The 24,039-nt window shown below is 39.7% G+C and carries 26 protein-coding genes; 18 read left to right on the top strand and 8 right to left on the bottom strand.

What is annotated here, in order from left to right:
- Positions 1-4 precede the first annotated feature (4 nt).
- From rapZ to yjgA, 3 genes are read left to right on the top strand one after another with little or no spacing between them, the layout of a single operon-like run.
- Positions 5-856 carry an RNase adapter RapZ gene (rapZ, locus tag F909_RS16060; protein ID WP_005146575.1) on the top strand — a complete coding sequence of 284 codons (852 nt, stop codon included), beginning with the start codon at positions 5-7 and terminating at the stop codon, positions 854-856.
- Positions 853-1,122, top strand: a complete 270-nt coding sequence (locus F909_RS16065; RefSeq protein ID WP_004637957.1) for an HPr family phosphocarrier protein — start codon at positions 853-855, stop codon at positions 1,120-1,122. Before rapZ ends, F909_RS16065 begins: the two co-directional genes overlap by 4 nt.
- 2 nt (positions 1,123-1,124) lie before the next feature.
- Positions 1,125-1,661, top strand: a complete 537-nt coding sequence (yjgA, locus tag F909_RS16070; RefSeq protein WP_005146572.1) for a ribosome biogenesis factor YjgA — start codon at positions 1,125-1,127, stop codon at positions 1,659-1,661.
- A gap of 61 nt (positions 1,662-1,722) precedes the next feature.
- Here yjgA and F909_RS16075 read toward each other — a convergent pair whose 3' ends face one another.
- Both F909_RS16075 and F909_RS16080 read right to left on the bottom strand, forming a co-directional pair.
- Positions 1,723-2,787, bottom strand: coding sequence for a hypothetical protein (locus tag F909_RS16075; protein WP_005146571.1), 1,065 nt, complete (start codon positions 2,785-2,787; stop codon positions 1,723-1,725).
- A 251-nt stretch (positions 2,788-3,038) separates the two neighbouring features.
- Entirely contained in the window at positions 3,039-4,685 is a 1,647-nt protein-coding gene (locus F909_RS16080; protein WP_005146569.1) for an acyl-CoA synthetase, read from the bottom strand.
- A gap of 261 nt (positions 4,686-4,946) precedes the next feature.
- Here F909_RS16080 and thrS point away from each other — a divergent pair, with 261 nt between their 5' ends.
- From thrS to F909_RS16115, 7 genes are all read left to right on the top strand, one after another.
- Positions 4,947-6,869: a threonine--tRNA ligase gene (gene thrS, locus F909_RS16085; protein WP_005146567.1), complete on the top strand. Its 1,923-nt coding sequence runs from the start codon at positions 4,947-4,949 to the stop codon at positions 6,867-6,869.
- Positions 6,870-6,874: 5 nt separating this feature from the next.
- Positions 6,875-7,426, top strand: coding sequence for a translation initiation factor IF-3 (infC, locus tag F909_RS16090; RefSeq protein ID WP_081401483.1), 552 nt, complete (start codon positions 6,875-6,877; stop codon positions 7,424-7,426).
- A gap of 170 nt (positions 7,427-7,596) precedes the next feature.
- Complete coding sequence (locus F909_RS16095) at positions 7,597-7,917, top strand: DUF7709 family protein (RefSeq protein WP_005146564.1); 321 nt, start codon at positions 7,597-7,599, stop codon at positions 7,915-7,917.
- A 126-nt stretch (positions 7,918-8,043) separates the two neighbouring features.
- Positions 8,044-8,664, top strand: coding sequence for a glutathione S-transferase N-terminal domain-containing protein (locus F909_RS16100; protein WP_005146562.1), 621 nt, complete (start codon positions 8,044-8,046; stop codon positions 8,662-8,664).
- Positions 8,661-9,104: a hypothetical protein gene (locus tag F909_RS16105; protein ID WP_005146560.1), complete on the top strand. Its 444-nt coding sequence runs from the start codon at positions 8,661-8,663 to the stop codon at positions 9,102-9,104. The genes F909_RS16100 and F909_RS16105 overlap by 4 nt, the downstream gene beginning before the upstream one ends.
- Before the next feature lie 120 nt (positions 9,105-9,224).
- Complete coding sequence (locus F909_RS16110; protein WP_005146558.1) at positions 9,225-10,076, top strand: arylamine N-acetyltransferase family protein; 852 nt, start codon at positions 9,225-9,227, stop codon at positions 10,074-10,076.
- Between the two features lie 64 nt (positions 10,077-10,140).
- Positions 10,141-10,566, top strand: coding sequence for a YqaA family protein (locus tag F909_RS16115; protein WP_005146555.1), 426 nt, complete (start codon positions 10,141-10,143; stop codon positions 10,564-10,566).
- A gap of 35 nt (positions 10,567-10,601) precedes the next feature.
- Here F909_RS16115 and F909_RS16120 read toward each other — a convergent pair whose 3' ends face one another.
- Positions 10,602-11,855, bottom strand: coding sequence for an MFS transporter (locus F909_RS16120; RefSeq protein WP_005146550.1), 1,254 nt, complete (start codon positions 11,853-11,855; stop codon positions 10,602-10,604).
- Positions 11,856-12,092: 237 nt separating this feature from the next.
- Between F909_RS16120 and rpmI the strand changes: the two genes are divergently transcribed.
- Positions 12,093-12,287, top strand: coding sequence for a 50S ribosomal protein L35 (rpmI, locus tag F909_RS16125; protein ID WP_004278281.1), 195 nt, complete (start codon positions 12,093-12,095; stop codon positions 12,285-12,287).
- Positions 12,288-12,298: 11 nt separating this feature from the next.
- A complete protein-coding gene (gene rplT / locus F909_RS16130; RefSeq protein ID WP_004664213.1) occupies positions 12,299-12,658 on the top strand; it encodes a 50S ribosomal protein L20 in 360 nt (119 codons plus the stop codon).
- A 40-nt stretch (positions 12,659-12,698) separates the two neighbouring features.
- On the opposite strand, the gene F909_RS16135 is transcribed toward rplT, so the two are convergent.
- Positions 12,699-13,835 (bottom strand): hypothetical protein, encoded by a 1,137-nt coding sequence (locus F909_RS16135; RefSeq protein WP_005146546.1) that lies wholly within the window; start codon positions 13,833-13,835, stop codon positions 12,699-12,701.
- Between the two features lie 72 nt (positions 13,836-13,907).
- Here F909_RS16135 and F909_RS16140 point away from each other — a divergent pair, with 72 nt between their 5' ends.
- Both F909_RS16140 and F909_RS16145 read left to right on the top strand, forming a co-directional pair.
- Positions 13,908-14,285, top strand: a complete 378-nt coding sequence (locus tag F909_RS16140; protein ID WP_005146544.1) for a hypothetical protein — start codon at positions 13,908-13,910, stop codon at positions 14,283-14,285.
- A 106-nt stretch (positions 14,286-14,391) separates the two neighbouring features.
- Positions 14,392-14,589 carry a hypothetical protein gene (locus F909_RS16145; protein WP_005146541.1) on the top strand — a complete coding sequence of 66 codons (198 nt, stop codon included), beginning with the start codon at positions 14,392-14,394 and terminating at the stop codon, positions 14,587-14,589.
- A gap of 57 nt (positions 14,590-14,646) precedes the next feature.
- Here the strand turns inward: F909_RS16145 and F909_RS16150 are convergent, their stop codons facing one another.
- Entirely contained in the window at positions 14,647-15,651 is a 1,005-nt protein-coding gene (locus tag F909_RS16150; protein WP_005146539.1) for a hypothetical protein, read from the bottom strand.
- A 230-nt stretch (positions 15,652-15,881) separates the two neighbouring features.
- Between F909_RS16150 and pheS the strand changes: the two genes are divergently transcribed.
- Genes pheS through F909_RS16165 form a run of 3 tightly spaced genes read left to right on the top strand, consistent with a single transcriptional unit; the run spans position 15,882 to position 19,570 of the window.
- Positions 15,882-16,862 carry a phenylalanine--tRNA ligase subunit alpha gene (gene pheS / locus F909_RS16155; RefSeq protein WP_005146537.1) on the top strand — a complete coding sequence of 327 codons (981 nt, stop codon included), beginning with the start codon at positions 15,882-15,884 and terminating at the stop codon, positions 16,860-16,862.
- Between the two features lie 33 nt (positions 16,863-16,895).
- Entirely contained in the window at positions 16,896-19,277 is a 2,382-nt protein-coding gene (gene pheT / locus F909_RS16160) for a phenylalanine--tRNA ligase subunit beta (RefSeq protein ID WP_005146535.1), read from the top strand.
- Positions 19,274-19,570: an integration host factor subunit alpha gene (locus F909_RS16165; RefSeq protein ID WP_000126166.1), complete on the top strand. Its 297-nt coding sequence runs from the start codon at positions 19,274-19,276 to the stop codon at positions 19,568-19,570. The genes pheT and F909_RS16165 overlap by 4 nt, the downstream gene beginning before the upstream one ends.
- A 91-nt stretch (positions 19,571-19,661) precedes the next feature.
- Here the strand turns inward: F909_RS16165 and F909_RS16170 are convergent, their stop codons facing one another.
- The 3 genes from F909_RS16170 to trxA form a co-directional block, all read right to left on the bottom strand.
- Complete coding sequence (locus F909_RS16170; RefSeq protein ID WP_005146526.1) at positions 19,662-19,904, bottom strand: hypothetical protein; 243 nt, start codon at positions 19,902-19,904, stop codon at positions 19,662-19,664.
- Positions 19,905-20,300: 396 nt separating this feature from the next.
- Complete coding sequence (gene rho, locus F909_RS16175) at positions 20,301-21,569, bottom strand: transcription termination factor Rho (RefSeq protein ID WP_005146524.1); 1,269 nt, start codon at positions 21,567-21,569, stop codon at positions 20,301-20,303.
- Positions 21,570-21,899: 330 nt separating this feature from the next.
- Positions 21,900-22,226, bottom strand: a complete 327-nt coding sequence (gene trxA, locus F909_RS16180; protein WP_005146523.1) for a thioredoxin — start codon at positions 22,224-22,226, stop codon at positions 21,900-21,902.
- A gap of 273 nt (positions 22,227-22,499) precedes the next feature.
- On the opposite strand from trxA, the gene ppx reads away from it, so the two are divergent.
- The gene (gene ppx, locus F909_RS16185; RefSeq protein WP_005146515.1) at positions 22,500-24,020 is read left to right on the top strand and encodes an exopolyphosphatase; all 1,521 of its coding nucleotides are present in this window, start codon (positions 22,500-22,502) and stop codon (positions 24,018-24,020) included.
- Positions 24,021-24,039 lie beyond the last annotated feature (19 nt).

The raw sequence follows: 24,039 nt of genomic DNA, 5'->3' as shown, positions 1-24,039 counted from the left end.
CGCCATGAAGCGTATTCTTATCGTTACAGGTCAATCCGGTTCAGGAAAATCCTCTGCCTTACAAGTGCTTGAAGACTTGGGCTATTATTGTATAGATAACTTACCTTTGGCGTTGTTACCTGAAATTGTAGCAAAACTGGATCATGAAAATAATCTGGAGCAGCTTGCACTTGGGGTCGATATTCGAAGTACCCGTGCAGATATGCAAGAGTTTGATCATGTTTTTGAGCAATTAAAAAGACATGGTTCGGTTGATGTGATCTACCTGACCACTCAGGATCAAGATTTGATTGCACGTTTTAGTGCATCACGTCGACCGCATCCTTTGGCCAGTCGTTTCAATAGTCTGCTGCAATGTATCCAAGAAGAGAAGCAATTGCTCATCCCGATACAATTCCGTTCAACAGTACATATTGATACAACCGATAAAAGTGTTCATGATTTAAAACATATTCTATTGTCTAAACTCGGGCAGTCAGATAACTTAATTGTGATTCTGCAGTCCTTTGGTTATAAACACGGCATTCCGTTGGATGCTGATTATGTATTTGACGTACGACATTTACCAAACCCGCATTGGGATTTAGAATTACGTCGTTTTTCAGGTTTAGATGAACCTGTACGCCGCTTTTTGGAAGGGAGTCAACAAACCAATGAGATGTTTGAAGACATTTATACTTTCTTGGATAAGTGGTTACCTGCATTTGCAGAAGGGCATCGCCATTACATGACCATTTCTGTGGGATGTACAGGCGGGCAACATCGGTCGGTTTATATTGTAGATAGACTCAAACAAGCCCTTGAGGCAAAATGGGCTGTCCAAATCTTACATAGAGAAATGAAGCACTGGTCATGATAGACACAACAATTGATGTAATTAATAAACTCGGCTTACACGCTCGTGCATCTGGTAAACTGATTGAAGTGACGACGAAATTCCGTTCTTCTATCCAAATTGGTAAGGGCGATAAGTTGGTTGATGCAAAAAATATTATGTCATTGTTGATGTTAGGTGCAGGTAAAGGCACCACATTAAGATTGGTGATTGATGGTGCTGATGAAGACAAGGCACTAGAAGAAATTCAAACGCTGTTCGCAGCAAAATTTTACGAGGCAGAGTAATAGTGGCACGTGGTACCCAGCGTTATACCGATGAAGATTTTGAGTCATTAGATGGACGTGCGAGTAGAACTGAGCAAAAAAAAGCTGTGCAGCGAATGGCAGCTTTGGGTGAGCAATTGGCTCAACTGAATAAAAAACAGATTCAGAAACTTCCGGTTGATGAGCGTCTCATTGATGCTTTGCTTGAAATACAAAATATTAGTGCGCACGAAGCACGCCGTCGTCAATTTTTACGTATCGGTAAATTATTGCGAAATGAAGATGAAACTATCATTTTATCTTATTTAACACCGCAACAAGGTGCTAAAAAACAGATGCAATTAATGCGTTGGGTTGATCGTATGATTGATCAAGGCGATCCAGTAATTAATGAGTTTAGTAAGGTGTTTAATGCATCTGAACGCCATACTTTGCGTCAACATGTATTACGAATTCACCGTGATATAAAGCAGCAAGTCAGTGAAGAAGAGCTTGCCGCATCTAAGCTTAAATTTGTGAATTACGTACAACAAGTTGCTTTGTTATCTGAACAAGGTTAATTAAATTTATGATTAAATAAAAAAACCTCGTTAACGAGGTTTTTTTATTTAAACTCTATAACTAAAGTACACGATTGAGTGCATCTGCCATGGTTTGTACCGCAGCCTTATTGAAATAGGTTTCGGACATATCCATACTTTCATTTGGCAGTTGTTTTTGATCTTGAACTAGATCACCTTCCGCAATGAGATATGCTTGATAGATTTTTCCATCTAATTGAACACCAGCATAAGCATTTGTAAGTGTAGTGCGTTTCCCTGTTAAAGAATTAACAAGATAAGTGACTTTAAGGTTCGAAAAAGTATCATCTTTCCATTGATAGCCTTTAGGAAGGACGGTTGCCTTTTTAAACTCCTCCAAGTTTCGGAAATCGGTTTGATCGGATTTGGAGAAGAAGAGTTCTGGGGCGGTAGAGATTTGCTGGTCTACATAGCTAAGCGTTGAACCTTGAGGAAATTTGGTCTGATCATTTAATAACTTCTTTAGTATATCTTTATTTATACTTTCTAAATTATAAACAACGCCTGAACTTATATAACGTTCAGTTTGGATCGTCTGAGGGAATTCATAATATTTAAATAAATCACTAACGCTTTTACCTGAAATATCAATTTTCTTAAAACGCTGATTAATTTGTTGATCGGAATGAATATTACATGTGTCATTAAAGCGGTTCAGTTGTAATGTATTGTCACTTTGCGAAATTACATAGCCAAGAGGGAAGCCTGAACTGGTTTGTTTGTATTGGAAAGCGGTTGTAAATGTATTTGGTGTTAGAACATAATCATCGAGATAGTCTGAGTCATTGTTAACAGCAGATCCTTTAATTAAATTGGTTGTATTCTGATAAAAGATGCCATTGATGAGTTTATTGGAGTAGAAAACCACAGGTGTAGCTTCGCTATCATCACCTTCTTCTAAAGAAAACCATTCTTCATCAAAAATACCTGTTCCTTGTGTTTTTAGGTTTTTGGGGATGCCATTGACACAGGTGATCGCAGATGTTGTATCGGAAGTGAGCGAAGCTGGATTGGAACTAGAATTAGATGAGCCACCACCACACGCTGTAATAGATGCTGCTAAAATAAAATAGATTGAAATTGAATTAAATTTGAATACTTTCATTTTATAAATTTCTAAAGTAAAAAAAGAAATGAATTTACCATAAAATAATTAGTTGGTTTTTGAGTTGGTTAGTTTGAATTGTTATTAAATTGTTCTTGTGACTTTCGGGGGAATAATGTTGATTAATATACTCGGTTAAAATGGATTAAGAATGCTTATATTCAATTTCTTAGCTTATTTTATATGACGATAAATATAAATTGGGATCAATTGAAAGTAAAAGAAGTTTCCAAGGAAACTTCTTTTTTTGATTATGAGTTTACTGAACTATCGATTGCCCGTTGTTTTGCCCATTCCCTTAAAATAAATTTCTGTAATTTTCCTGTCGAGGTTTTTGGAATCTCAGTAATCACCACATCTTTGGGAACTTTAAAGCGTGCGAGTTCCTTTTGACAATGGGCAATGATCTCCTCAGCCGATGCGGATGCACCTTGTTTGAGTTCTATAAAAGCACATGGCACTTCTTGCCAGCGTTGATCAGGTTTGGCTACCACTGCGGCAGTAAGTACAGCAGGGTGGCGATAAAGCACATCTTCAACTTCGAGCGAGGAAATATTTTCTCCACCTGAAATAATAATATCTTTCGAGCGATCGGTAATCTTGGCATAGCCATCAGGATGACTCACTGCTAAATCACCAGTATGAAACCAGCCACCTTTGAATGCGTCTTCTGTGGCTTGGGCATTTTTTAAATAACCTTTCATCACGATATTGCCACGGAACATGATTTCACCCATGGTTTGTCCATCATTGGGCACAGGTTGCATGGTGTCTGGGTCAAGCACACGCATGCTATCTTGCAAGGGGTAAGGTACGCCTTGGCGAGAGTGTAGTTGCGCTTGCTCCTGAATGGATAAATCATTCCAGCCAGCCTGTGAAGCACATAAGGCAGAAGGACCGTAGGTTTCAGTCAAACCATAAACATGGTTGACGTTAATCCCGATATTGCGCATGCCCTCAATGATCGCCACAGGTGGTGCAGCACCAGCGACCATGACTTCGACATGATGCTCATATCGGTTTTTTTGCTCTGTTGGAGTATTGATCAGCATGGAGAGCACAATAGGTGCACCACAGAAATAATCAACTTTATATGCTGCGATATATTTGAAAATCAGTACAGGATCGACACGACGCAAACAAATGTTGGTGCCACCACTGGCTGCAATTGACCAAGCAAAGCACCAGCCATTGCAATGAAATAGAGGAAGTGTCCAAAGGTATACAGCGCGGGGTTTCATACCGCAAGCCAAAATATTGCTGGCTGCATTCAAGTAGGCACCACGGTGATGATAAACCACACCTTTAGGGTTACCTGTGGTGCCAGAAGTATAACTGAGACTAATCGCATCCCATTCATCTTGAGGAAGTAGCCATTCAAAGTCAGAATTGCCTTGGGCGATCCATCCTTCATATTCATATTGCCCTATCGCAATTTGTTCACCATCGAACTCAGCATCAAAGACGTCAATCACAATAATGTCTTGTGGAACAAGCTTAAGTGCTTCCTCTGCAACTTGTCGAAACTCAGGATCGACTAACAGGACCTTGGCTTCTGCATGTTCTAGCATAAAAGCAATGGTTTTGGCATCGAGACGAGTATTCAATGTATTCAGTACTGCACCGGCCATCGGGACTGCAAAATGCGCTTCAATCATGGCTGGGATGTTGGGTAGCAGTACTGAAACGGTATCATTTTTTTTGATACCCAAATTTGTTAATTGATGAGCGAACTGACGGCAGCGCTGATAGGTTTGTTGCCATGTGATTTGACGTTCACCATGAATAATTGCGGCTTGATGGGGATAAATATAAGCAGCCCGTTCTAAGTAACGCAAAGGCGATAAGGCAACAAAATTTGCTGGATTTTTGGGTAACTCATCATATGCACTTACCATGTGTCTTGCTCCATTCCTGTTATTTTCATTGATTACTAAGCTAATCCGACATTGAGTCTAAATCATTTAGGCTTTAGTCGGAGATGAATCCCAACTGATCTTAGGTTTTTCTGGTTCAGAGGTTTCATCCACAGCTAAACCCGTGTAAAATCTTCGATACTTTTTTATCCGCCGTTTTTTATTTTTTGAGGCTTGCCTCAATACATAATCTCGCGGTGATATGCTCCTTCGTAGAGGGCATCACTCCTTAAGGATTTTATTATGCCAATCATTACTTTACCAAATGGTGATCAGAGACAGTTTGATCATCCGATTTCTGTGATGGAACTTGCTCAGAGCATTGGTCCAGGTCTTGCAAAAAATACTGTTGCTGGCCGTATCAATGATCGCTTGGTGGATGCTTGTGATTTAATCACAGAAGATGCAACAGTTCAGATTATTACCCCTAAAGATGAAGAAGGTTTAGAAATCATTCGTCACTCATGTGCGCACTTGGTAGGACATGCGGTTAAGCAATTGTTCCCAGAAGCGAAAATGGTGATCGGTCCTGTGATCGAAGAAGGTTTCTACTACGACATCTGGATGCCACGTCCATTTACTTTGGATGATATGGCTGCGGTTGAAGAGCGCATGAAAAAGCTCATCGACCAAGACTATGACGTTATTAAAAAGATGACACCACGTGAAGATGTGATCGCTGAATTTACAGCACGCGGTGAAGAATACAAGTTACGCTTGATTGCAGACATGCCGAATGAAACTCAAATGGGCTTGTACTACCATCAAGACTATTTGGATATGTGTCGTGGTCCACACGTACCCAACACTAAATTCTTAAAATCATTCAAACTCACTAAAATCTCTGGTGCTTACTGGCGTGGTGATGCGAAGAATGAACAGCTACAACGTATTTATGGTACAGCTTGGGCTGATAAAAAACAGTTAGCTGCTTATATCAAACGTATCGAAGAAGCTGAAAAGCGTGACCATCGTAAAATTGGTAAAGCATTAGACTTGTTCCATATGCAAGAAGAAGCACCGGGCATGGTGTTCTGGCATCCGAACGGCTGGACCATTTACCAAGTGCTTGAACAATACATGCGTAAAGTTCAGCAAGACAATGGTTACCAAGAAATCAAAACACCGCAAATCGTAGACTTTACGCTTTGGGAAAAGTCAGGGCATGCGGCAAACTATGCTGAAAACATGTTTACGACCCATTCTGAAAGTCGTAACTATGCAGTCAAACCAATGAACTGCCCATGTCACGTACAGGTTTTTAACCAAGGTTTAAAATCTTACCGTGATTTACCAATTCGCCTGGCTGAGTTTGGTTCTTGTCATCGTAATGAACCATCGGGTTCTTTACACGGGATTATGCGTGTTCGTGGTTTTACCCAAGATGATGCACATATTTTCTGTACTAAAGAACAGATTGGTAAAGAAGTTGCCGACTTTATTAAACTGACTTTAGATGTGTATAAAGATTTTGGCTTTGAAGAAGTTCAAATGAAATTGTCGACACGTCCAGAAAAACGTGTTGGTGACGATGCACTTTGGGACTTGGCTGAAAAGTCTTTGGCGGATGCTTTAGATGATGCTGGCTTAGCTTGGGACTTGCAACCAGGTGAAGGCGCATTCTATGGTCCGAAAATTGAATTTTCATTGAAAGACTGCTTAGGCCGTGTATGGCAATGCGGTACAATCCAGTGTGACTTCAACTTACCAATCCGTTTAGATGCATCTTATGTCACTGAAGATAATGATCGTGATCAACCGGTCATGCTTCATCGTGCAATTCTTGGCAGTTTCGAGCGTTTTATTGGTATACTAATTGAACATTATGCGGGCTTCATGCCACCATGGCTTACACCAATCCAAGCTTGTGTCATGAATATTACTGATTCACAAGCGGAAGCAAGTGAGCAAGTGGTCGCAAAACTCAAAGAAAATGGTCTTCGTGCTATTTCTGACTTGAGAAATGAAAAGATCGGATTTAAGATTCGTGAGCGTACCCTAGAGCGTATTCCTTACCTTCTTGTTCTCGGTGATCGAGAAGTTGAAGAAGGTACAGTCAATGTGCGTACTCGCTCAGGAAAAAATTTAGGTACTATGTCAGTAGATGCATTTATTGACTTAGTGAAATCTGCCGTTGCCGAACGTGGCCGGTATATCGTGGAGTAATAAAGATTAAACAGCCTGACCGTAACCAACAACAAGGTGCTAAAAGTAACCGTCCTGCAATTAACGAAGAGATCCGTGCAAAAGAAGTACGCCTCGTCGCTGCAGATGGAGAACAAAAAGGTGTCGTTTCATTAACTGAAGCGTTGCGTGCTGCTGAAGAAGCTCATCTTGACTTGGTTGAGATCGTTGCGAATGCAGAACCACCTGTTTGTAAAATCATGGACTACAACAAGCACTTATTTGACTTAAAGCAAAAGCAAAAAGATGCGAAGAAAAAACAGCATCAAGTGCAAGTGAAAGAAATCAAATTACGTCCTGCAACGGATGTAGGTGATTACCAAATTAAATTGCGTGCAATTTTACGTTTCCTTGAAGAAGGAAATAAGGTAAAAATCACTTTACGATTCCGTGGTCGTGAGATGGCGCATCAACAGCTTGGTTTGGCTCAATTGCAAAAAATTGAAGCAGACGTTGCTGAATTTGGCGTGATTGAACAAGCGCCTAAGATGGAAGGTCGTCAAATGGGCATGTTAATTGGTCCGAAAAAGAAAAAGTAATTTTTCTTATGAAAAAGCACCGCACTCAGCGGTGCTTTTTTTATGTCTAAATACTTATAATCAAATCAGCGTTAACTGGGTTAAAAATTTCTAAGCATCATTACAACAGGTGAAAACCAGATGTGATAGGGTGGATAGATAATTACACTATTTCAAAATAGGAAAAATACATGTCTACAGTTATAGGTACTCAAGAACTCTCTGAAATTAATCAAAAAGTTGTACAAGAAGGTGAAGTGCTTCCACAAGTCAAACTGAAAGATGGCAGCCGTGTACAAACGGGGACTGTCGCGACCATGCTGCACAATATTAATTTATATAATGCAGGCGTTCGGGGGGCGGTTGAAGAGGAATTGATCCTCGCTGTGCCAACCTTATTTAAGGTGGGTATGTTTGATTTGTTCTCTGTGGAAGAGTGGATCAATGGCAGTAATGCAGGGCGTAAATTTGTTGGAGAGAAAGCCAAAGAATTCTTGGATAATCAAGCTTAAATCTTTGAACATTGTCTTTGAAAACACTGCTTTATTGTTTCTTTTCGTGCTTGTCTACTGATCAATAAGTAGGAAATGTGCTATAACGCAACAACAGTCAAGATAACGATGAATAGGACAATATAAATGATTGACTTATATTATTGGGGTACACCCAATGGCCATAAAATAACAATCGCCTTAGAAGAAATGGGGCTTGAGTATCAGATTTTCCCCATCAATATTTTGGAAAATGATCAGTTCCAACCCGATTTTTTAAAAATCTCTCCAAATAATAAAATTCCAGCGATTGTTGATCAAAATGGTCCACGTGGTGAACCGATTTCAGTGTTTGAGTCAGGGGCGATCTTACAATACTTAGGCCGAAAAACAGGTTTGTTCTATCCAGGCGATGAGCAAGAACGAGTTGAGGTTGAACAATGGTTGATGTGGCAAATGGGTGGTTTTGGTCCAATGCTTGGACAAAATCACCATTTTAATAAGTTTGCCGCTGAACGTATTCCCTATGCGATTGATCGTTATGTGAATGAAACCAAGCGCTTGTATGGTGTTTTGAACAAACAGTTGATTGGTCAAAAGTTTGTGGCAGGTGAATATTCAATTGCGGATATGGCGATCTTACCTTGGGCATTACGTTATGAATGGCAGGGCATTCAGCTGGAAGACTATCCGTATGTGAAAGATTACATCGAACGCTTAACCGCTCGTCCTGCGATACAAAAGGCCTTGTCGATTAAAGTTGGATGAATCAGGGCATTGGAAGGGACAGCTATTTTAAGCATTGGGCAATTGCGATGGGTTTGTTGTTGCTTACAGCAAGCCTTTGTGCTCAGCTGCAAATGCTTTATTCAGAGAGCCATTTAGCGGTTTTGGTATTTATTTTTATTACTGTTTTAGGGCTCTTATTTTCTACACTCTTTGCTTGGCTACAGCTAGAGACCAAAAAATCATATTGTAGTAGCTGGTTTTTTGCTGGCTTTTTAAGTTTATCATTGGTGTTATGTAGCTATCTTGATCATACTGTATCTATTGACTGGGCTGCGGTTTCTGCGGGGGAAATGCAACTTACCCTGTACCAAAAAATTATTAGATCTGATCTTACATTTTGGCTCTTATTTCTTTTTCCATTCGTTTTTTCAGTTATGTATTTTTCTGTCCGATCCAAGGTTGCGAAAACGAAGAAATAATCTGTGCCAAAACCATTCTTTTAGCCGTGTAAGCATGACTATTTTATAATTGTGTAATTTTTCATCTTGTCTTGGTGCGATCAAGATAGGATGATTTCAGTTCATCAAAGATAAAGCATCATGCAATCCAAAATTTCTACACGCTATTTATCCAGGCTTGGTTTTGAAGGTGATTTCTCTCCAACCTTGGCTAATCTAAAAAGCTTATTAAGCCTTCATGTGCAAGCTATTCCTTTTGGTAATTTTTCCTCTTTTTTAGGGGATGAGGTTTCATTAGAGCCAGATCAACTTGTCCAAAAATTATTGATTGAAAATCGTGAAGCTTACTGTTTAGAACACAGTACCCTCACCAGAATTGTCCTAACGGAACTGGGGTATGAGGCGTATAACGTACTTGGTCGGGTGTACTATCAAAGCACACCGACAACATCTCCGGTTCGTACGCACTTGGTGACCTTGGTCCGTATTGAGCAGCAATTATTTTTATACGATCCTGGCTTTGGAGGCATGACTCCAACTACGATTGTGTCTCTGAATAATATTGGTGAGACGCAGCCGACGCCATTGGAAGATTTTAGATTTGTTGATGTGGCACAGTGTGATTTAGATAGTGCGGCGCTGACAGAAATGAAATATATGCTGCAAGCTTGTATTCATGATGAATGGGTAAATATCTATGCAATTAATCCTGAACAGCAGATTGCAACGGCTGATGCCTTGATTGCCAATTGGTATATTTCAACATCGCCCAAATCATTATTTACCCAGTATTTAATGTTATCTACTGCCAATGCAGAAATGCGAATTACCTTAAAAGATCGTGTTTTAAGAACACATGGCAAAGGAAACTCTGACAAGAAAGAGTTATCCACTTTTGATGATTTTGAACAAACCATTAAAAGCGTTTTTCGGATTGATATTGCGCAACAAAAGCTTAAAGCGGTTTGGGCAAAATTGGCCTTGAATCCATAAGGTTCACACGATATTGTCTGTTCAGGTCGATGTGTTGTCCCGTTTTGAGTGAATCCTTGAGTTAATGTCCTATTTTTTATTATTTCTCTCAGCCTTTGGTGCTGCGACCTTATTACCGTTACAGTCTGAAGCGGTATTAATAACGCTGTTGATACAAGGGCTTTCCAATCCTTTTTATCTGATCATCGTTGCGACCATTGGTAATGTATTGGGCTCCTGCGTGAATTGGTGGCTAGGACTAAAAATTGAACACTTTAAAGATAAAAAGTGGTTTCCTGTTTCAGCTCAGCGTTTAGAACAGGCACAACAGATTTATCATAAATATGGTTTTTATTCGCTGTTACTCAGTTGGACCCCCGTGATTGGTGATCCGATCACATTAATTGCAGGGTTAATGAAGGAGAACTTTTGGCGATTCTTATTGATTGTTACCATCGCCAAAGCTGGTCGCTATTTAACGCTGTACGCTTTATATCTTGGTCTCTTTTAATGAGAAAGGGAAAGATGCTTTTCTTTCCCTTTTATTTAGTGATCCGAACCCTTGGTAATATCAACTTTGAATAAATCACTGGTTTTAAACCAGCAATAACTCACTACAGCAAGTGTCATACAACCGCCAAGAATAGTTGCAGTGATTGTACCTAAATATTTGGCAGCCAGACCTGACTCAAAAGCACCAAGTTCATTACTCGACGAAACGAACATACCGTTGACCGCTGCAACACGGCCTCGCATATTTTCTGGCGGGAAGATTTGTAATACAGTTTGGCGAACGACCACGGAAATACTATCGCAGGCACCTGTCATCGCGAGTGCGAATAGAGACAGCCACATATGGTTTGAAAAAGCAAAGAGGATAGTGAAGAGACCAAAGCCAGCAACGGCCAATAACATATTCCGCCAAGCATGTTGCATAGGTGGGAATTTGGTCAGCGCAATCATGGTCATGAGAGCACCAATGGATGGCGCAGCACGCAAATAACCAAGACCTTCAGGACCGACTTTTAAAATTTCTTCGGCAAAAATTGGCAATAATGCAATCACACCTCCAAAGAGTACAGAGACCAGATCGAGTGAAATTGCCCATAAAACGATTTTAGTTTTCCAGATAAAGCGGAAACCGTCAGTCAGGCTTTGTAATACATTCTCCGTTTCCATTTTCGGGAAAGTACGTTTCTGCAAACGTGTAATTAGGATAAAGCAGGTGGCCAATAAAGTAGTAACAGCAAATAAGCTGGTTTCACGCCCCAGAAAAGCCAACATAAAACCACCGAGCATTGGGCCAATGATCACACCACTTTGCCAACCAATTGTGGTCCATGTTGCACCATTGGCATAGAGTTCACGTGGGATCAGAAAGGGTTTGAGTGAGGTCGCAGATGGATTATAGAAGCCTCGGATGGTACCTAAAGCAAAAATGACGGCATAGATGCCCCAAGAAAGGGTGCTAATTCCAATTTTTTCTAAACCATGTAAATGAAACAGTGCCCATAGAATTAACGGTAAAGGAATCGAAAAGAATAAGCAGATTTTCATGATGGTCTGTTTATTCAGTTTATCCGCGAAATAGCCACCCCATAACGAAAGCGTGATAAATGGAATCGCTTCTGCCAGACCAATGAAACCTAAGGTCAGAGGGTCGCGGGTGATTTGATAGAGTGAATAGGCGACGATAATTTCCTGAATCAAAATTGCCAGTGTTAAGCAGAATTGATTAATGGTCACAATAGAGAAATCCCGATACCGCAATGCAGCGAAAGCATCATTCTGTATAGTCATATTTGTTTGAATTTAAGAGCTTGTATTTATTATAGGTGTTAATTTTGTGGATGTTTCTCGTAATTTGAGAATTGGTTATAGAAAATAACGTTTATAAAAAATAGACGATTTACTATCAAAAAATGAGCATTTTACTTTTGTTTTAGCTTGCTATGCTTTAGAATACTTGCTCCCTTACCTGCAGGTCGTTTTTGCAATGGTGCAAACGTTCCGAACAGGTGTTCAAAAGAGGTTGTTATGCCTAAGATGAAAACTCGCCGTGGTGCAGCTAAACGCTTCAAAGCGACTGCAAACGGCTTTAAGCGTAAACAAGCGTTCAAACGCCACATTTTGACCAAAAAATCTGCTAAGCGTATCCGTCAATTGCGCGGCTGTGTAATGGTTCACGTAAGTGACGTTGCATCAGTTCGTCGTATGTGCCCATACATCTAAGGAGATTATAAATGGCTCGTGTAAAACGTGGTGTAGTGGCTCATCGTCGTCACAAAAAAATTCTTGCTCGCGCTAAAGGTTACTATGGTGCTCGTTCACGCGTTTATCGCGTAGCGTTCCAAGCGGTAATCAAAGCTGGTCAATACGCTTACCGTGACCGCCGTCAGAAGAAACGTCAATTCCGTGCTTTATGGATTGCGCGTATCAATGCTGGTGCTCGTCTTAACGGTTTGTCTTACAGCCGTATGATCGATGGCTTGAAAAAAGCTCAAGTGATCATCGACCGTCGCGTATTAGCTGACATCGCTATGCATGATGCAGTTGCATTTGCTGCTTTAGCTGAAAAAGCTAAAGGTGCATTAGCTGCATAAGCTTAGAGATTCAAAGAAGACCGCTTTTTAGCGGTCTTTTTTATTTCCGTCCTATAACTATAAGTACAGACAAGATTGTGGTAATAAGTAATAAAAACTGAGCAAATTCATATTTCTGAACTAATAAAAATAGGCCATATAATATTATTAAGAGTATTGCTAAGACGATGAATAGTGTGGTTAGTGCTCGCCAACCAGAAATAGTTTCAGGTTCTGGCGAAGTGGTATTTTCAATAACTGATGAATCTTGCAAACCAGATTGTTTTTTACATAATATTATTTCTTTTTCTAACTCATTTTGAGTTTTTACCGAGATATAAGATGTTTGATAACTATTAGCAGTATGGCAAATGAGTTGGACAAATTGTTGATTAATTGATTCCTCATAGAGATTAAGTTTATTGATTTCTTCCAGATCAAAGTTTTGATATTCAGCCATTTCATTACGTGGATGTTTAAAGCCTCGAAGATTAATTTGTAAAGTTTCGAATTGTTGAAACAGGGTGAATGCAAGATTATTTTGTGAAGAGGGATTCTCTAGCAATGGAAAAGTACATCCTTCTTCTTCGTGAGGGTAAAGATGTAAGTTGTTTATGAATGAAATATCATAGGTTCCATAAAATTGATAAGGTGTAGAACGAATAATCTCTTGGGTTTGTTTATAGAAGTTTTCCCAATTCAGACAGCTATCAAATATTCTAATTTTTTTGTTTTGCTCCAAATTTAGAGGAATAAGAGTAAACAACATATAGTTAGACACGTCTTGTGTAGATAGAGTTCCCCAAAACTCTCTAGGATCACCTATAGGTTGAATCTCTTTTACAACCTCTCTTTCTATTTTTATTAATGCGATATTAGTGTGCCTTAGCTTGAAGATTAATACTGGATAATTATTTATTTCAAGTAAAAAATTAGATTGAATTTTTTCAAATTTAGGAAAAAGTAGATCAAAAGGATAAAGCGAACAATCGTAGGCACCTTGATGAAATAGATCAAATATTAAGGCATCAATTGAGTCATAAACGAGAGAGGAATCTTCTAAATTTCGAACCATAAAAATATCGTGATTACGAATGCTCCAATGGTGACGAACAGTATGATGAGAAGTTAGGTCTTTAAAAAATTGTTGGGCATTATGTTGTAAGCCTAAGATAAACTTCCAGTAATTATCGGTCATTGTTTTATGTATGCTGTTATTGGTGAGAAGCTAAGCTTATTATCATATCTGAAATTAACGATGGATTAAAACGTGCGTAGGCAATATCACTTTAGGCAAGTGGGTCAAGATACTTATATTTGGGATGTACATCATCTGGTTGAGCTAACCAAAACTCTTGTGATCAAGAAAGTACAACTTGTTGATATTCAAGAACTCAATGAAGCCTATTGGTTTCCAGATCAGTATCCGACCACGCAGCAAATCATTGAACACTTTCAATTGGTGCAAGATGCTGATCTGAGTTATCCGATTATCCTGTGCGCTGAAGGTCGAGTGATGGATGGAATGCACCGTGTAGCCAAGGCTCGTTTACTCAAGCAGACTGATATTTTGGCCGTACAATTTGAGCAAACCCCTTTACCTGATTTTATTAATGTCGATGAAGATGATTTGAACTACGATGAGTAAATCAAGGCTATGATTTATTTAAAGATTACATAATCTGAACATGTTTGATTAGACATTTTGACTTGAATCTTTTTACAGTAAAGGAAACAAGAGGAAGGTAAAAAATATGTTGGTGAATGTAGAAGGTCTGGAACAAGGCGCGATTGAAATAGAACTCAGTATTTTACCGAGAAAGGGTGAGACCATTCGAATTTTTTACGGACCAGATGCTGAAGTTGAGGGCTTAATTGAAAATGTCCATCATGTCATTAATCAGCATGATGGTGGACATAAGGTTATTTTAAAAATCAGACCTACTTTTTAAGTAGTGAAAAATAAAAACCTAGATTTTGAAATCTAGGTTTTTTTATGACTGGTATTGTTATAGGCCAAAATAGTAAGCAACGAGACAAATAATCACGGTCAGGATAATCAGTTTAATCACGCCTGAGGCGCCAACTTTATGATGTTGGGTTTTATCCAGCTGATGCTGTGGCACCTCCATTGTTCGATCAATGATTTCAGGTTCAGCGGCAGTGAGTTGAGCGGTTTGATAATGATTTGCCGTTTTCACAATCAGCTTGGCAAATAAATCATCGGTTTTTTGCGAAAAATTACGTAAATTAATTTGCTCTTCGGGGCTAATCAGTTCGCCTGAAGCATTGTAAGGGTGTAGCCTTTGTTGTTCTAAGTAATCCGTTAATGCCTGAGTGCGATGCAATAAGCTGTGAGCGCAATCTGCTGGATAATCTGTTGGAATCAATGCAAGTTGTTGTTCTGATAGTACAGTTGGATCAATGTTGTACCCATAAAATGGCAAGTCTTGTTGTTCTGGTTCTGAAAAATACTCTGCATATTTGCTGTCGAACAGTTCACGTTCCAAGAAGGACGCAACATCATTCCAATTTAGTTTTTGTAAATCCGTATTAATTTTTTTGGAAAATTTATCATTCAACTCATAACGCCAAAATGTTTCTTCTCGCAAACTACTTTGCTGGGAAACTGGGGCTTCAAATTCTTTATCGCTGTTGTACCATTCTGGCAGTTCATGCCCACAGATCCAAGCTGTTTTCTTGTTGGCTTGGTGGCTCACAATGAAATGAGTGAAGGGCAATAGCTCAACATTGGCATTGGGATTTTGTTCATCACTGAGTAAGCTTGATAAATGTAAGCTGAGTTTGTTAACCCCTTGTTTTTTTAGGCCTTCAAGCCAAACTTGAAAATGTTGGGCCAAGAGGTGTTGAGAAAGTAAATCTCTAAAAATTAGGCTTTTCTGATTGAAAATTGGGTGTTCTACCCAGCGGCTAAAATGAAGTCCTCCTGCAAGGAATTCATTGCCATAGGTGACAAGTGTAAGCTGTTGTTTCCAAATCTGATCAAGCGCCATCGTTATTCTTTCTCATTGACGATATGGTTATCTTATCTATTTTATTTAATTATTGATCATTTTTTTCAAAAAATTAAGTTATCTATTCCATCATCCTGTTGTTTTATCTTTACATTGACACTGAAAAAGTCACTTATTTAAACCGTGGTTTATCTTCATAAAATAGGTAAAAAGCTGATAAACTATAGCGTTTTATTATATTTCTATATTTTGTTGCTTTGAGAGTTACTATGTCACTGGAAGCCCTGACCACTGAAGCGCTTGCTGCCATTGCAGCGGCTCAAGACCTTGCTGCACTCGATCAAGTTCGTGTGCAATTTACAGGGAAAAAAAGCCAGCTTGCAGAGCAGTCGAAAGCACTTGGAAAAATGGATCCTGAAGAGCGGAAAGTACAAGGTGCTGCGATCCATGCTGTTCGTGAAGCAATCAATACCGCTTTGACTGAGCGTCAACAGACATTACAACAAGCTGAACTTGCAAAGAAATTAGCAAGTGAAACGATCGATATTACTTTACCTGGCCGCGGTCAGCGCATGGGAAGTATTCATCCTGTGACTCAGGTACAAGAGCGTATTTGCCAGTTCTTTACCAAAGCGGGTTTCCAGATTGCGTATGGACCTGAGGTTGAAGATGATTATCACAACTTTGAAGCCTTAAACATTCCAGGGCATCACCCAGCTCGTGCCATGCATGACACTTTCTATTTTGATGCAACGCATTTGCTTCGTACCCATACTTCGGGTGTACAAATTCGTACCATGGAAACTAGTCAGCCACCAATTCGCATCGTGTGTCCAGGTCGTGTATATCGTTGTGACTCGGATCAAACGCATTCGCCAATGTTCCATCAGATTGAAGGTTTGTACGTTGCGGAAAACACCAGCTTTGCTGAGTTAAAAGGTTTATTGATTAACCTGTTAAACGAATTCTTTGAAAAAGATTTGAAAGTACGTTTCCGTCCCTCTTATTTCCCATTTACTGAGCCGAGCGCTGAAGTAGATATTATGGATGAGCGTGGTCGTTGGTTAGAAGTTTTAGGTTGTGGCATGGTACATCCAAATGTACTGCGTGCCGCAGGGATTGATCCTGATAAATACAAAGGCTTTGCTTTTGGTTTAGGGGTAGAGCGTTTTGCAATGTTGCGTTATGGCATCAATGATTTACGTATGTTCTACCAAAATGATGTGCGTTTTTTACGCCAGTTTGCCTAAACATTTTTTCAGGATTAAATAAGGTTTATACAAATGAAAATTAGTGAAAATTGGTTACGCACGTGGGTGAACCCAGCAATTGATAGTGAAGCACTTTCTGATCAATTGACTATGTTGGGCCTGGAAGTTGATGAATTAGCACCTGTAGCAAAACCATTTACAGGCGTTGTCGTGGGTGAAGTACTCACTGTTGAACAACATCCAGATGCGGATCGTTTGCGTGTAACGACGATTAATATTGGTTCTGGTGAGCCATTACAAATTGTATGTGGCGCGCCAAATGTTCGTGTTGGCATGAAAGCACCCGTTGCAACCATTGGTGCAGTACTTCCAGGCGATTTCAAAATTAAAAAAGGTAAACTACGTGGTGTGGAATCACAAGGGATGCTGTGCGGTGCTTCTGAAATTGATTTAGAAGACAAAATCGATGGTTTGTTGGAATTACCTGCTGATGCACCAGTGGGGGTGAATATCCGTGATTATTTAAAACTTGATGACAATGTGATTGATATCAGTATTACGCCAAACCGTGGTGACTGTTTCAGTATCCGTGGAATTGCACGTGAAATCGCAGTGATCAATCAGTTGAAGATGAATGAGCCTAAGATTCAGTCTGTACCTGCAACAATTACGGATGAGAAATCAGTAACGATTAGTACTGAAGGTACGCCACGTTATTTAGGTCGTATCATCAAATATGTGAATGTCAAAGCGGCAACTCCTGAGTGGATGGAACAAGCGCTAGCGCGTTCAGGTATCCGCACGCATAGTATTTTGGTCGATATTACCAACTATGTGTTGCTTGAGTTGGGTCAACCAATGCATGCCTTTGACTTGGCAAAAATCGAAGGTTCAATTCAAGTTCGTCAAGCCAAAGCGCAAGAAAAACTGACTTTATTAAATGATCAAGAAGTTGAGCTGCAAGATGACATGATGGTCATTGCAGATGATCAGAAAGTTCTCGCTATTGCAGGTATTATGGGTGGCTTGGACTCATCGGTTACGGATGATACTCAAGACATTTTCCTTGAAAGTGCTTTCTTTGCGCCTTTAGCCATTGCTGGCCGTGCGCGTCGTTTTGGTTTACATACAGATTCATCTCAACGTTATGAACGTGGCGTAGATTTTGAATTGCCAATGATTGCAATGCATCGTGCTTCTGAGTTGATTCAAGCCTTTGCTGGTGGTGAATTTGGTCCTATAACCGTTGCTGAGCAAGTGGCTTTATTGCCAAAACGTGAAGCGATTGAATTAAAGCAAGCACAAGTTGACCAATTACTCGGTTATCAAGTTGCAGGTGATTTTATTGCCGATGCTTTGACGCGTTTGGGCTGTGTTGTTGAAACCAAAGCGCAAGGCGAGTGGCGTGTTGTTCCGCCTTCGCATCGTTATGATATGGCAATTTATCAAGACTTAATTGAAGAAGTTGCTCGTATTGATGGTTATGACAATATTCAAATCAGTTTGCCAAAAATTGATGCAAAATTAGAGAAATATCAAGATCGTTTTGAAATTTCACAATTACGTCAAACCGTTGCAACATTAGGCTATCAAGAAGCGATCAGCTTTAGTTTTGCTGACGCAAAACTTGAGAAGCAGTTGAATCCAAATGTACAGCCGTTGATGTTAGCGAACCCAATTTCAAGTGACTTGGCTGCAATGCGTAGTACCTTGTTGTCGAGTTTGATTCCATGTGTACAGTACAACTTAAATCGCCAACAACATCGCGTTCGTTTCTTTGAGTTGGGTCTACGTTTTGATTATCAGAATGCACAAAGCATTCATGATCTCAAACAAATTCCAACTTTGGCATTGATTGCGGTGGGTTCACGTACACCAGAGTCGTGGCATGCAAAACCACAAGCAATGGATTTCTTTGATTTCAAAGGTGAGATTGAAGAAATTTTAGCAGCTGGACGTATCAGTGTTGAATTTGCTCGTACAGAACGTGCATGGCTACATCCAGGCCAATCTGCAGAGATTTTAGTCAATGGACAATCGATTGGTTATTTGGGACGCTTGCATCCATCTTTGCAGAATGAGCTTGATTTAGATACAACTTGGGTCGCAGAGCTGGATCAACAGGCAGTTTTGCAATCTTATGTATCTAATTTTACAGAATTATCACGTTTTCCATCGGTTAGACGTGATATTGCGCTTTTAATCTCTGATAATATTGAGGTAAGAGATATTCAGCGGTTAATTGAGCAAACTGGTGGAGAGTTACTCGACTCGACATGGTTGTTCGATGTGTATACGGGGCAAGGGGTTGAACAAGGCAAACGCTCTTTAGCTTTTGCAGTGCTATGGCAACATCCAACTCGTACGCTTGAAGATGCTGAAATTAAATCTGGTATGGATAACATTATTCAAGTGTTGGAAGACACTTACCAAGCGACATTGAGGGCCTCATGACAGCATTAACTAAAGCAGATATGGCGGACCATTTAAGTGAGCTTACTAGCTTAAATCGCCGCGAAGCAAAACAAATGGTCGAGTTATTTTTTGACGAAATTAGCCAGGCATTAATTGCGGGTGAACAAGTCAAACTTTCTGGCTTCGGTAATTTCGAGTTACGTGACAAGCGTGAACGTCCAGGACGTAATCCAAAGACGGGCGAAGAAATTCCGATTTCTGCTCGTCGCGTGGTAACATTCCGAGCTGGACAGAAATTTAGACAGCGTGTTGGGAATGAGCAGATCGATTGATCTGCTTTTTTATACTTTTTATTTTACTTTAATAAAATTTAGACATAAAAAAAGAGAACCGTAAGGTTCTCTTTTTTAATCTAAAACTAGATTAGTGTGCAGCAGAAGCAGCAACGTCAGAAGCAGCAGCAGCAACGTCAGAAGCAGCAGCAGTAGTCGCTTCAGAAGCAGCAGTAGTCGCTTCAGAAGCAGCAGTAGTCGCTTCAGAAGCAGCAGCTACAGCTTCAGAAGCAGCAGCGTTAGCATCAGTAGCAGGTGCTTCTTTCTTAGAGCAACCAACGAAAGCTAAAGTAGTAGCAATAGCAGCAACAACAGCGAATTTTTTGAATAACATGGCATCACTCTCATAAAATTGTGAGATTAAAAAAAACCTTAAGTTAGTCTGTTTGTGCTTTTATTATTCCTAAACGCTTTAGGTAACAACGCAGGGAGCAGTCTAACTGGTCTGATGCTATCCTATCAAAGCAATTCATGAATTACTACTGTTCTGTCCAACAAAACGACAAAAATGGGCAGAATTTGGCTATTTTTTGATAGGAAATAACTATGAAATATTGGTTTTAAATCGGCAGATTGGGAAAAATAACGAATTTTATTTTAGTATCTCTATATAAATCAATTAAATAAAATTTTGGATAAATTTTTAATTAATGTGTAAAAATTCTGTAAGTCTGTCAACCAAATAAAAAAAGCCACCATTGAGGTGGCTTTTTTTATTTGCTTCTAGGATTTAGGTGGATGCTTTACGCTTCATTTGATCGAAGAAATCATCATTGGTTTTGGTTTCTTTCATGCGATCCAATAAAAATTCCATCGCTGCAAGCTCATCCATTGGGTGTAACAGTTTACGTAAAATCCAAACCTTACGTAAGTTATCTTCATCCATTAAACGCTCTTCACGACGAGTGCCTGATTTCTTGATGTTCATTGCAGGGAACACACGTTTCTCAGCGATGCGACGATCAAGGGTAATCTCTTGGTTACCTGTACCTTTAAACTCTTCGTAAATCACATCATCCATCTTACTGCCTGTTTCGATTAAAGCAGTAGAAATGATGGTCAAAGAACCACCTTCTTCGATATTACGCGCTGCACCGAAGAAACGTTTAGGGCGTTCTAGGGCGTGAGCATCTACACCACCCGTTAAGACTTTGCCTGATGATGGAATAACAGTGTTGTAAGCACGTGCAAGACGGGTAATTGAGTCAAGTAGAATCACAACATCTTTCTTGTGTTCAACTAGACGTTTAGCTTTTTCAATCACCATCTCTGCAACTTGGACATGGCGAGCAGGAGCTTCATCAAATGTAGATGCAATCACTTCACCACGAACCGTACGTTCCATTTCGGTGACTTCTTCAGGACGTTCGTCAATTAAAAGTACGATTAAGAAGACTTCTGGGTTATTACGCACAATCGACTGCGCGATGGTTTGCAATAACATTGTTTTACCCGCTTTGGGCGGTGCTACAATAATAGAACGTTGACCTTTACCAATAGGCGCGACAAGATCGACGACACGAGAAGTTAAATCTTCAGTGGTACCATTACCCAGTTCCATCACCAATTGCTCGGTAGGGAATAATGGCGTAAGGTTTTCGAATAAAATTTTATTACGTGAATTTTCAGGTGTATCGTAGTTAATTTGGTTTACTTTCAACAACGCAAAATAACGCTCACCTTCTTTTGGTGGACGAATTGTGCCAGTGATGGTATCACCCGTACGTAAATTAAAGCGGCGAATTTGTGATGGGCTCACATAAATATCATCTGGCCCTGCGAGATAAGAACCAGCAGCAGAGCGTAGGAAGCCAAAACCATCAGAAAGAATTTCGAGAACACCGTCACCAAAAATCTCTTCGCCATTCATGGCGTGGCGTTTTAAGATGGCAAAAATAATATCTTGTTTACGGTTACGTGCCATGCCTTCAAGGCCCATAAACTCCGCAATTTTAATGAGTTCGCCAATGGGTTTTTTCTTGAGTTCAGTTAAGTTCATAAGTGGTCAGACAGAATGGAATAAGTGGAGGACTACGTTAGGGAAAGAATAAAAATCGACCGCATACATACATGCTGATGTAATTGTATTTACACAACCACGATTCAGTAGTCTGGTTCATTGTTTCAGAGAGAAATGTGAAAACAATTGTTTATTGCCGAGCGGCGATCTTATGTTTTGTGTCTTGGTAAGAAGCGCAATGAAGTAGATTCCATTCAAAGCTTCTTGATTGAGAAATATAGTGGAAATCAAGGAATTTGTCAATTTTCAGCGAGAAATACGCGATTCATTGAATCGCGTATTTCTCAGATTGACCATTTAACAATTGTATTAGATGTTTTGATCAATGAATGCTGCAAGTTTTGAACGAGGTGCTGCACCTACTTGTTGAGCAACAACTTCGCCATTTTTAAACATTAATAATGCTGGGATATTACGAATGTTATATTTTACAGCAATATCTTCACATGCAGTCACATCAACTTTAACGATTTTTACTTTGCCTGCATATTCATTTGATAAGTCTTCTAGAACAGGTGCAATCGCTTTACAAGGTGCACACCAGCCAGCCCAGAAGTCAACAAGTACAGGAGTTTCAGCATCTAAAACATCTGCTTGGAAGTTTGTATCAGTTGTATTAACAATAGTCGCAGACATGAGGTTGCTCCAAATTTAAGAAATAAAGTGCGAATTTGATCATCATCACGATGAATATTACATTGCTACTTTATTCAATGTAAGGGTTTGTTCTGATTATTCAAGTTTGAAAACGAAAAGTCTAATGGATGCTCACGATGTTGATCATCGACTTCTACAATCATTTATCAAGTAAAAGCGTAAATACAGTACTTTTATTGCTTAAAATGACTTTAAAATTGTAAGCATGTGAATTACTCTAATGCGTGAATTGAGCATGGGTTTATATGAATAATGTCTGATTTTCTGATTGATGAAGAATTACTTGCTGCGATTGATATGGGATCGAATAGTTTCCATCTGGCAATCGCTCGTGTTGATCACGGTGAAGTTAAGAAAGTTGCTTCAATGTCAGAAAAAGTACAGTTAGCTGCTGGGCTTGATGAAAATAAAAATTTAACTGAAGCTGCACAACAACGTGGATTGGCTTGTTTAGCCCGTTTTGTTGGACGTTTAAGCTCTGTACAGGCAAATAGGTTGAGAATTGTTGCGACCAATGCGTTAAGACAAGCTAAAAATGGCCATGAATTTATTCAAAAAGCCGCAGAAATTTTACCAAAACCGATTGAAATCATTGCGGGTCGTGAAGAAGCACGTCTGATTTATTTAGGTGTTTCACATACTATGGCCAATGGCGGTCGACGCTTAGTGGTTGATATTGGTGGTGGCTCAACTGAATTCATCATTGGTGAAGAATTTGAACCGCTACATACTGAATCCTTACAAATGGGCTGTGTAGCCTACAGCAAAACCTATTTCCCTGATGGTGAAATTACCAGCAAAGCATTTGATAAAGCCGTGGTTGCTGCACGTAAAGAAATGTCTGCTATTGCCAATACTTATAAATCTGTGGGTTGGGATACCGTTGTCGGATCAAGTGGAACCATCAAAGCTTGTCGTCAGATCGCGGTTAATCTCGGTTTAAGTGACGAACAAGAAAATCTGACTCGTGACGGTTTATATAAATTAAAAGATCGATTACTGAAATTTAAACATGTCACTGAAATCGATTTTGAAGGTCTACGTGAAGACCGTCGAGCAGTTTTGCCAGCGGGTCTTGCGATTTTATATGCGATTTTTGAAGTTTTAGATATCGACAAATTGGCATATTCTGACGGTGCATTACGTGAAGGCGTGATGTATGACTTGCTCGGTCGTTTCAAACATGAAGATATTCGTGATCGCAGTGTACAGGCATTAATGGGACGTTATAACGCAGATCCAAAACAAGCCGAACGTGTGGTAAATACGGCACAAGAATTGTTTGATGGTGTTGCTGACGCTTTAAATTTAACGACTGAAGACAGTGACTTACTGCGTCGTGCGGCATATTTGCATGAAATTGGATTGGCGATTAGTCATGGTGGTTATCACCGTCATGGGGCGTATTTACTGCAACATTCAGACATTCCAGGTTTCTCGCAAATTGATCAAAATCATCTCTCGCATTTGGTTTCGCATCACCGTCGTAAGTTGCGTGCAGATGCAAAAAATGACGTTTTAAAGGTTGGTGGTAGCCATTTACTTTATCTTTGTTTATTGCTTCGTCTCGCAGTTTTGCTAAACCATAGTCGTAGTGATCAGATGCTTCCTGCCATTGAATTGAGTGTTGTAAATGATCAACAATGGCAACTCAGCGTTTCTGGCGATGCTAAACAATGGCCTTTATTGGTTGCTGACCTGCATGATGAGCAGGTGCAATTTAAGCATTGGGACATTGAGTTAAATATTCAGTCAGACAAATTTGTTGATTAACCATATTATTATGGACCAT

Source organism: Acinetobacter sp. ANC 3929 (assembly GCF_000369405.1).
Taxonomy (GTDB): domain Bacteria; phylum Pseudomonadota; class Gammaproteobacteria; order Pseudomonadales; family Moraxellaceae; genus Acinetobacter.
The sequence above is the reverse complement of the archived record's forward strand: the minus strand, read 5'-3'. Positions and strand labels throughout refer to the sequence as shown.

Bases quoted from the DNA above. Each gene is read 5' to 3' on its own strand.
- rapZ (WP_005146575.1), top strand. From the start codon at position 5: ATGAAGCGTATTCTTATCGTTACAGGTCAATCCGGTTCAGGAAAATCC.
- F909_RS16170 (WP_005146526.1), bottom strand. From the start codon at position 19,904: ATGTTATTCAAAAAATTCGCTGTTGTTGCTGCTATTGCTACTACTTTA.
- F909_RS16100 (WP_005146562.1), top strand. From the start codon at position 8,044: ATGATTGACTTATATTATTGGGGTACACCCAATGGCCATAAAATAACA.
- F909_RS16150 (WP_005146539.1), bottom strand. From the start codon at position 15,651: ATGGCGCTTGATCAGATTTGGAAACAACAGCTTACACTTGTCACCTAT.
- rpmI (WP_004278281.1), top strand. From the start codon at position 12,093: ATGCCTAAGATGAAAACTCGCCGTGGTGCAGCTAAACGCTTCAAAGCG.
- F909_RS16145 (WP_005146541.1), top strand. From the start codon at position 14,392: ATGTTGGTGAATGTAGAAGGTCTGGAACAAGGCGCGATTGAAATAGAA.
- F909_RS16095 (WP_005146564.1), top strand. From the start codon at position 7,597: ATGTCTACAGTTATAGGTACTCAAGAACTCTCTGAAATTAATCAAAAA.
- rho (WP_005146524.1), bottom strand. From the start codon at position 21,569: ATGAACTTAACTGAACTCAAGAAAAAACCCATTGGCGAACTCATTAAA.
- F909_RS16080 (WP_005146569.1), bottom strand. From the start codon at position 4,685: ATGGTAAGTGCATATGATGAGTTACCCAAAAATCCAGCAAATTTTGTT.
- F909_RS16065 (WP_004637957.1), top strand. From the start codon at position 853: ATGATAGACACAACAATTGATGTAATTAATAAACTCGGCTTACACGCT.
- pheS (WP_005146537.1), top strand. From the start codon at position 15,882: ATGTCACTGGAAGCCCTGACCACTGAAGCGCTTGCTGCCATTGCAGCG.
- thrS (WP_005146567.1), top strand. From the start codon at position 4,947: ATGCCAATCATTACTTTACCAAATGGTGATCAGAGACAGTTTGATCAT.
- F909_RS16120 (WP_005146550.1), bottom strand. From the start codon at position 11,855: ATGACTATACAGAATGATGCTTTCGCTGCATTGCGGTATCGGGATTTC.
- F909_RS16110 (WP_005146558.1), top strand. From the start codon at position 9,225: ATGCAATCCAAAATTTCTACACGCTATTTATCCAGGCTTGGTTTTGAA.
- F909_RS16135 (WP_005146546.1), bottom strand. From the start codon at position 13,835: ATGACCGATAATTACTGGAAGTTTATCTTAGGCTTACAACATAATGCC.
- F909_RS16105 (WP_005146560.1), top strand. From the start codon at position 8,661: ATGAATCAGGGCATTGGAAGGGACAGCTATTTTAAGCATTGGGCAATT.
- F909_RS16165 (WP_000126166.1), top strand. From the start codon at position 19,274: ATGACAGCATTAACTAAAGCAGATATGGCGGACCATTTAAGTGAGCTT.
- trxA (WP_005146523.1), bottom strand. From the start codon at position 22,226: ATGTCTGCGACTATTGTTAATACAACTGATACAAACTTCCAAGCAGAT.
- F909_RS16115 (WP_005146555.1), top strand. From the start codon at position 10,141: ATGTCCTATTTTTTATTATTTCTCTCAGCCTTTGGTGCTGCGACCTTA.
- rplT (WP_004664213.1), top strand. From the start codon at position 12,299: ATGGCTCGTGTAAAACGTGGTGTAGTGGCTCATCGTCGTCACAAAAAA.
- pheT (WP_005146535.1), top strand. From the start codon at position 16,896: ATGAAAATTAGTGAAAATTGGTTACGCACGTGGGTGAACCCAGCAATT.
- ppx (WP_005146515.1), top strand. From the start codon at position 22,500: ATGTCTGATTTTCTGATTGATGAAGAATTACTTGCTGCGATTGATATG.
- F909_RS16075 (WP_005146571.1), bottom strand. From the start codon at position 2,787: ATGAAAGTATTCAAATTTAATTCAATTTCAATCTATTTTATTTTAGCA.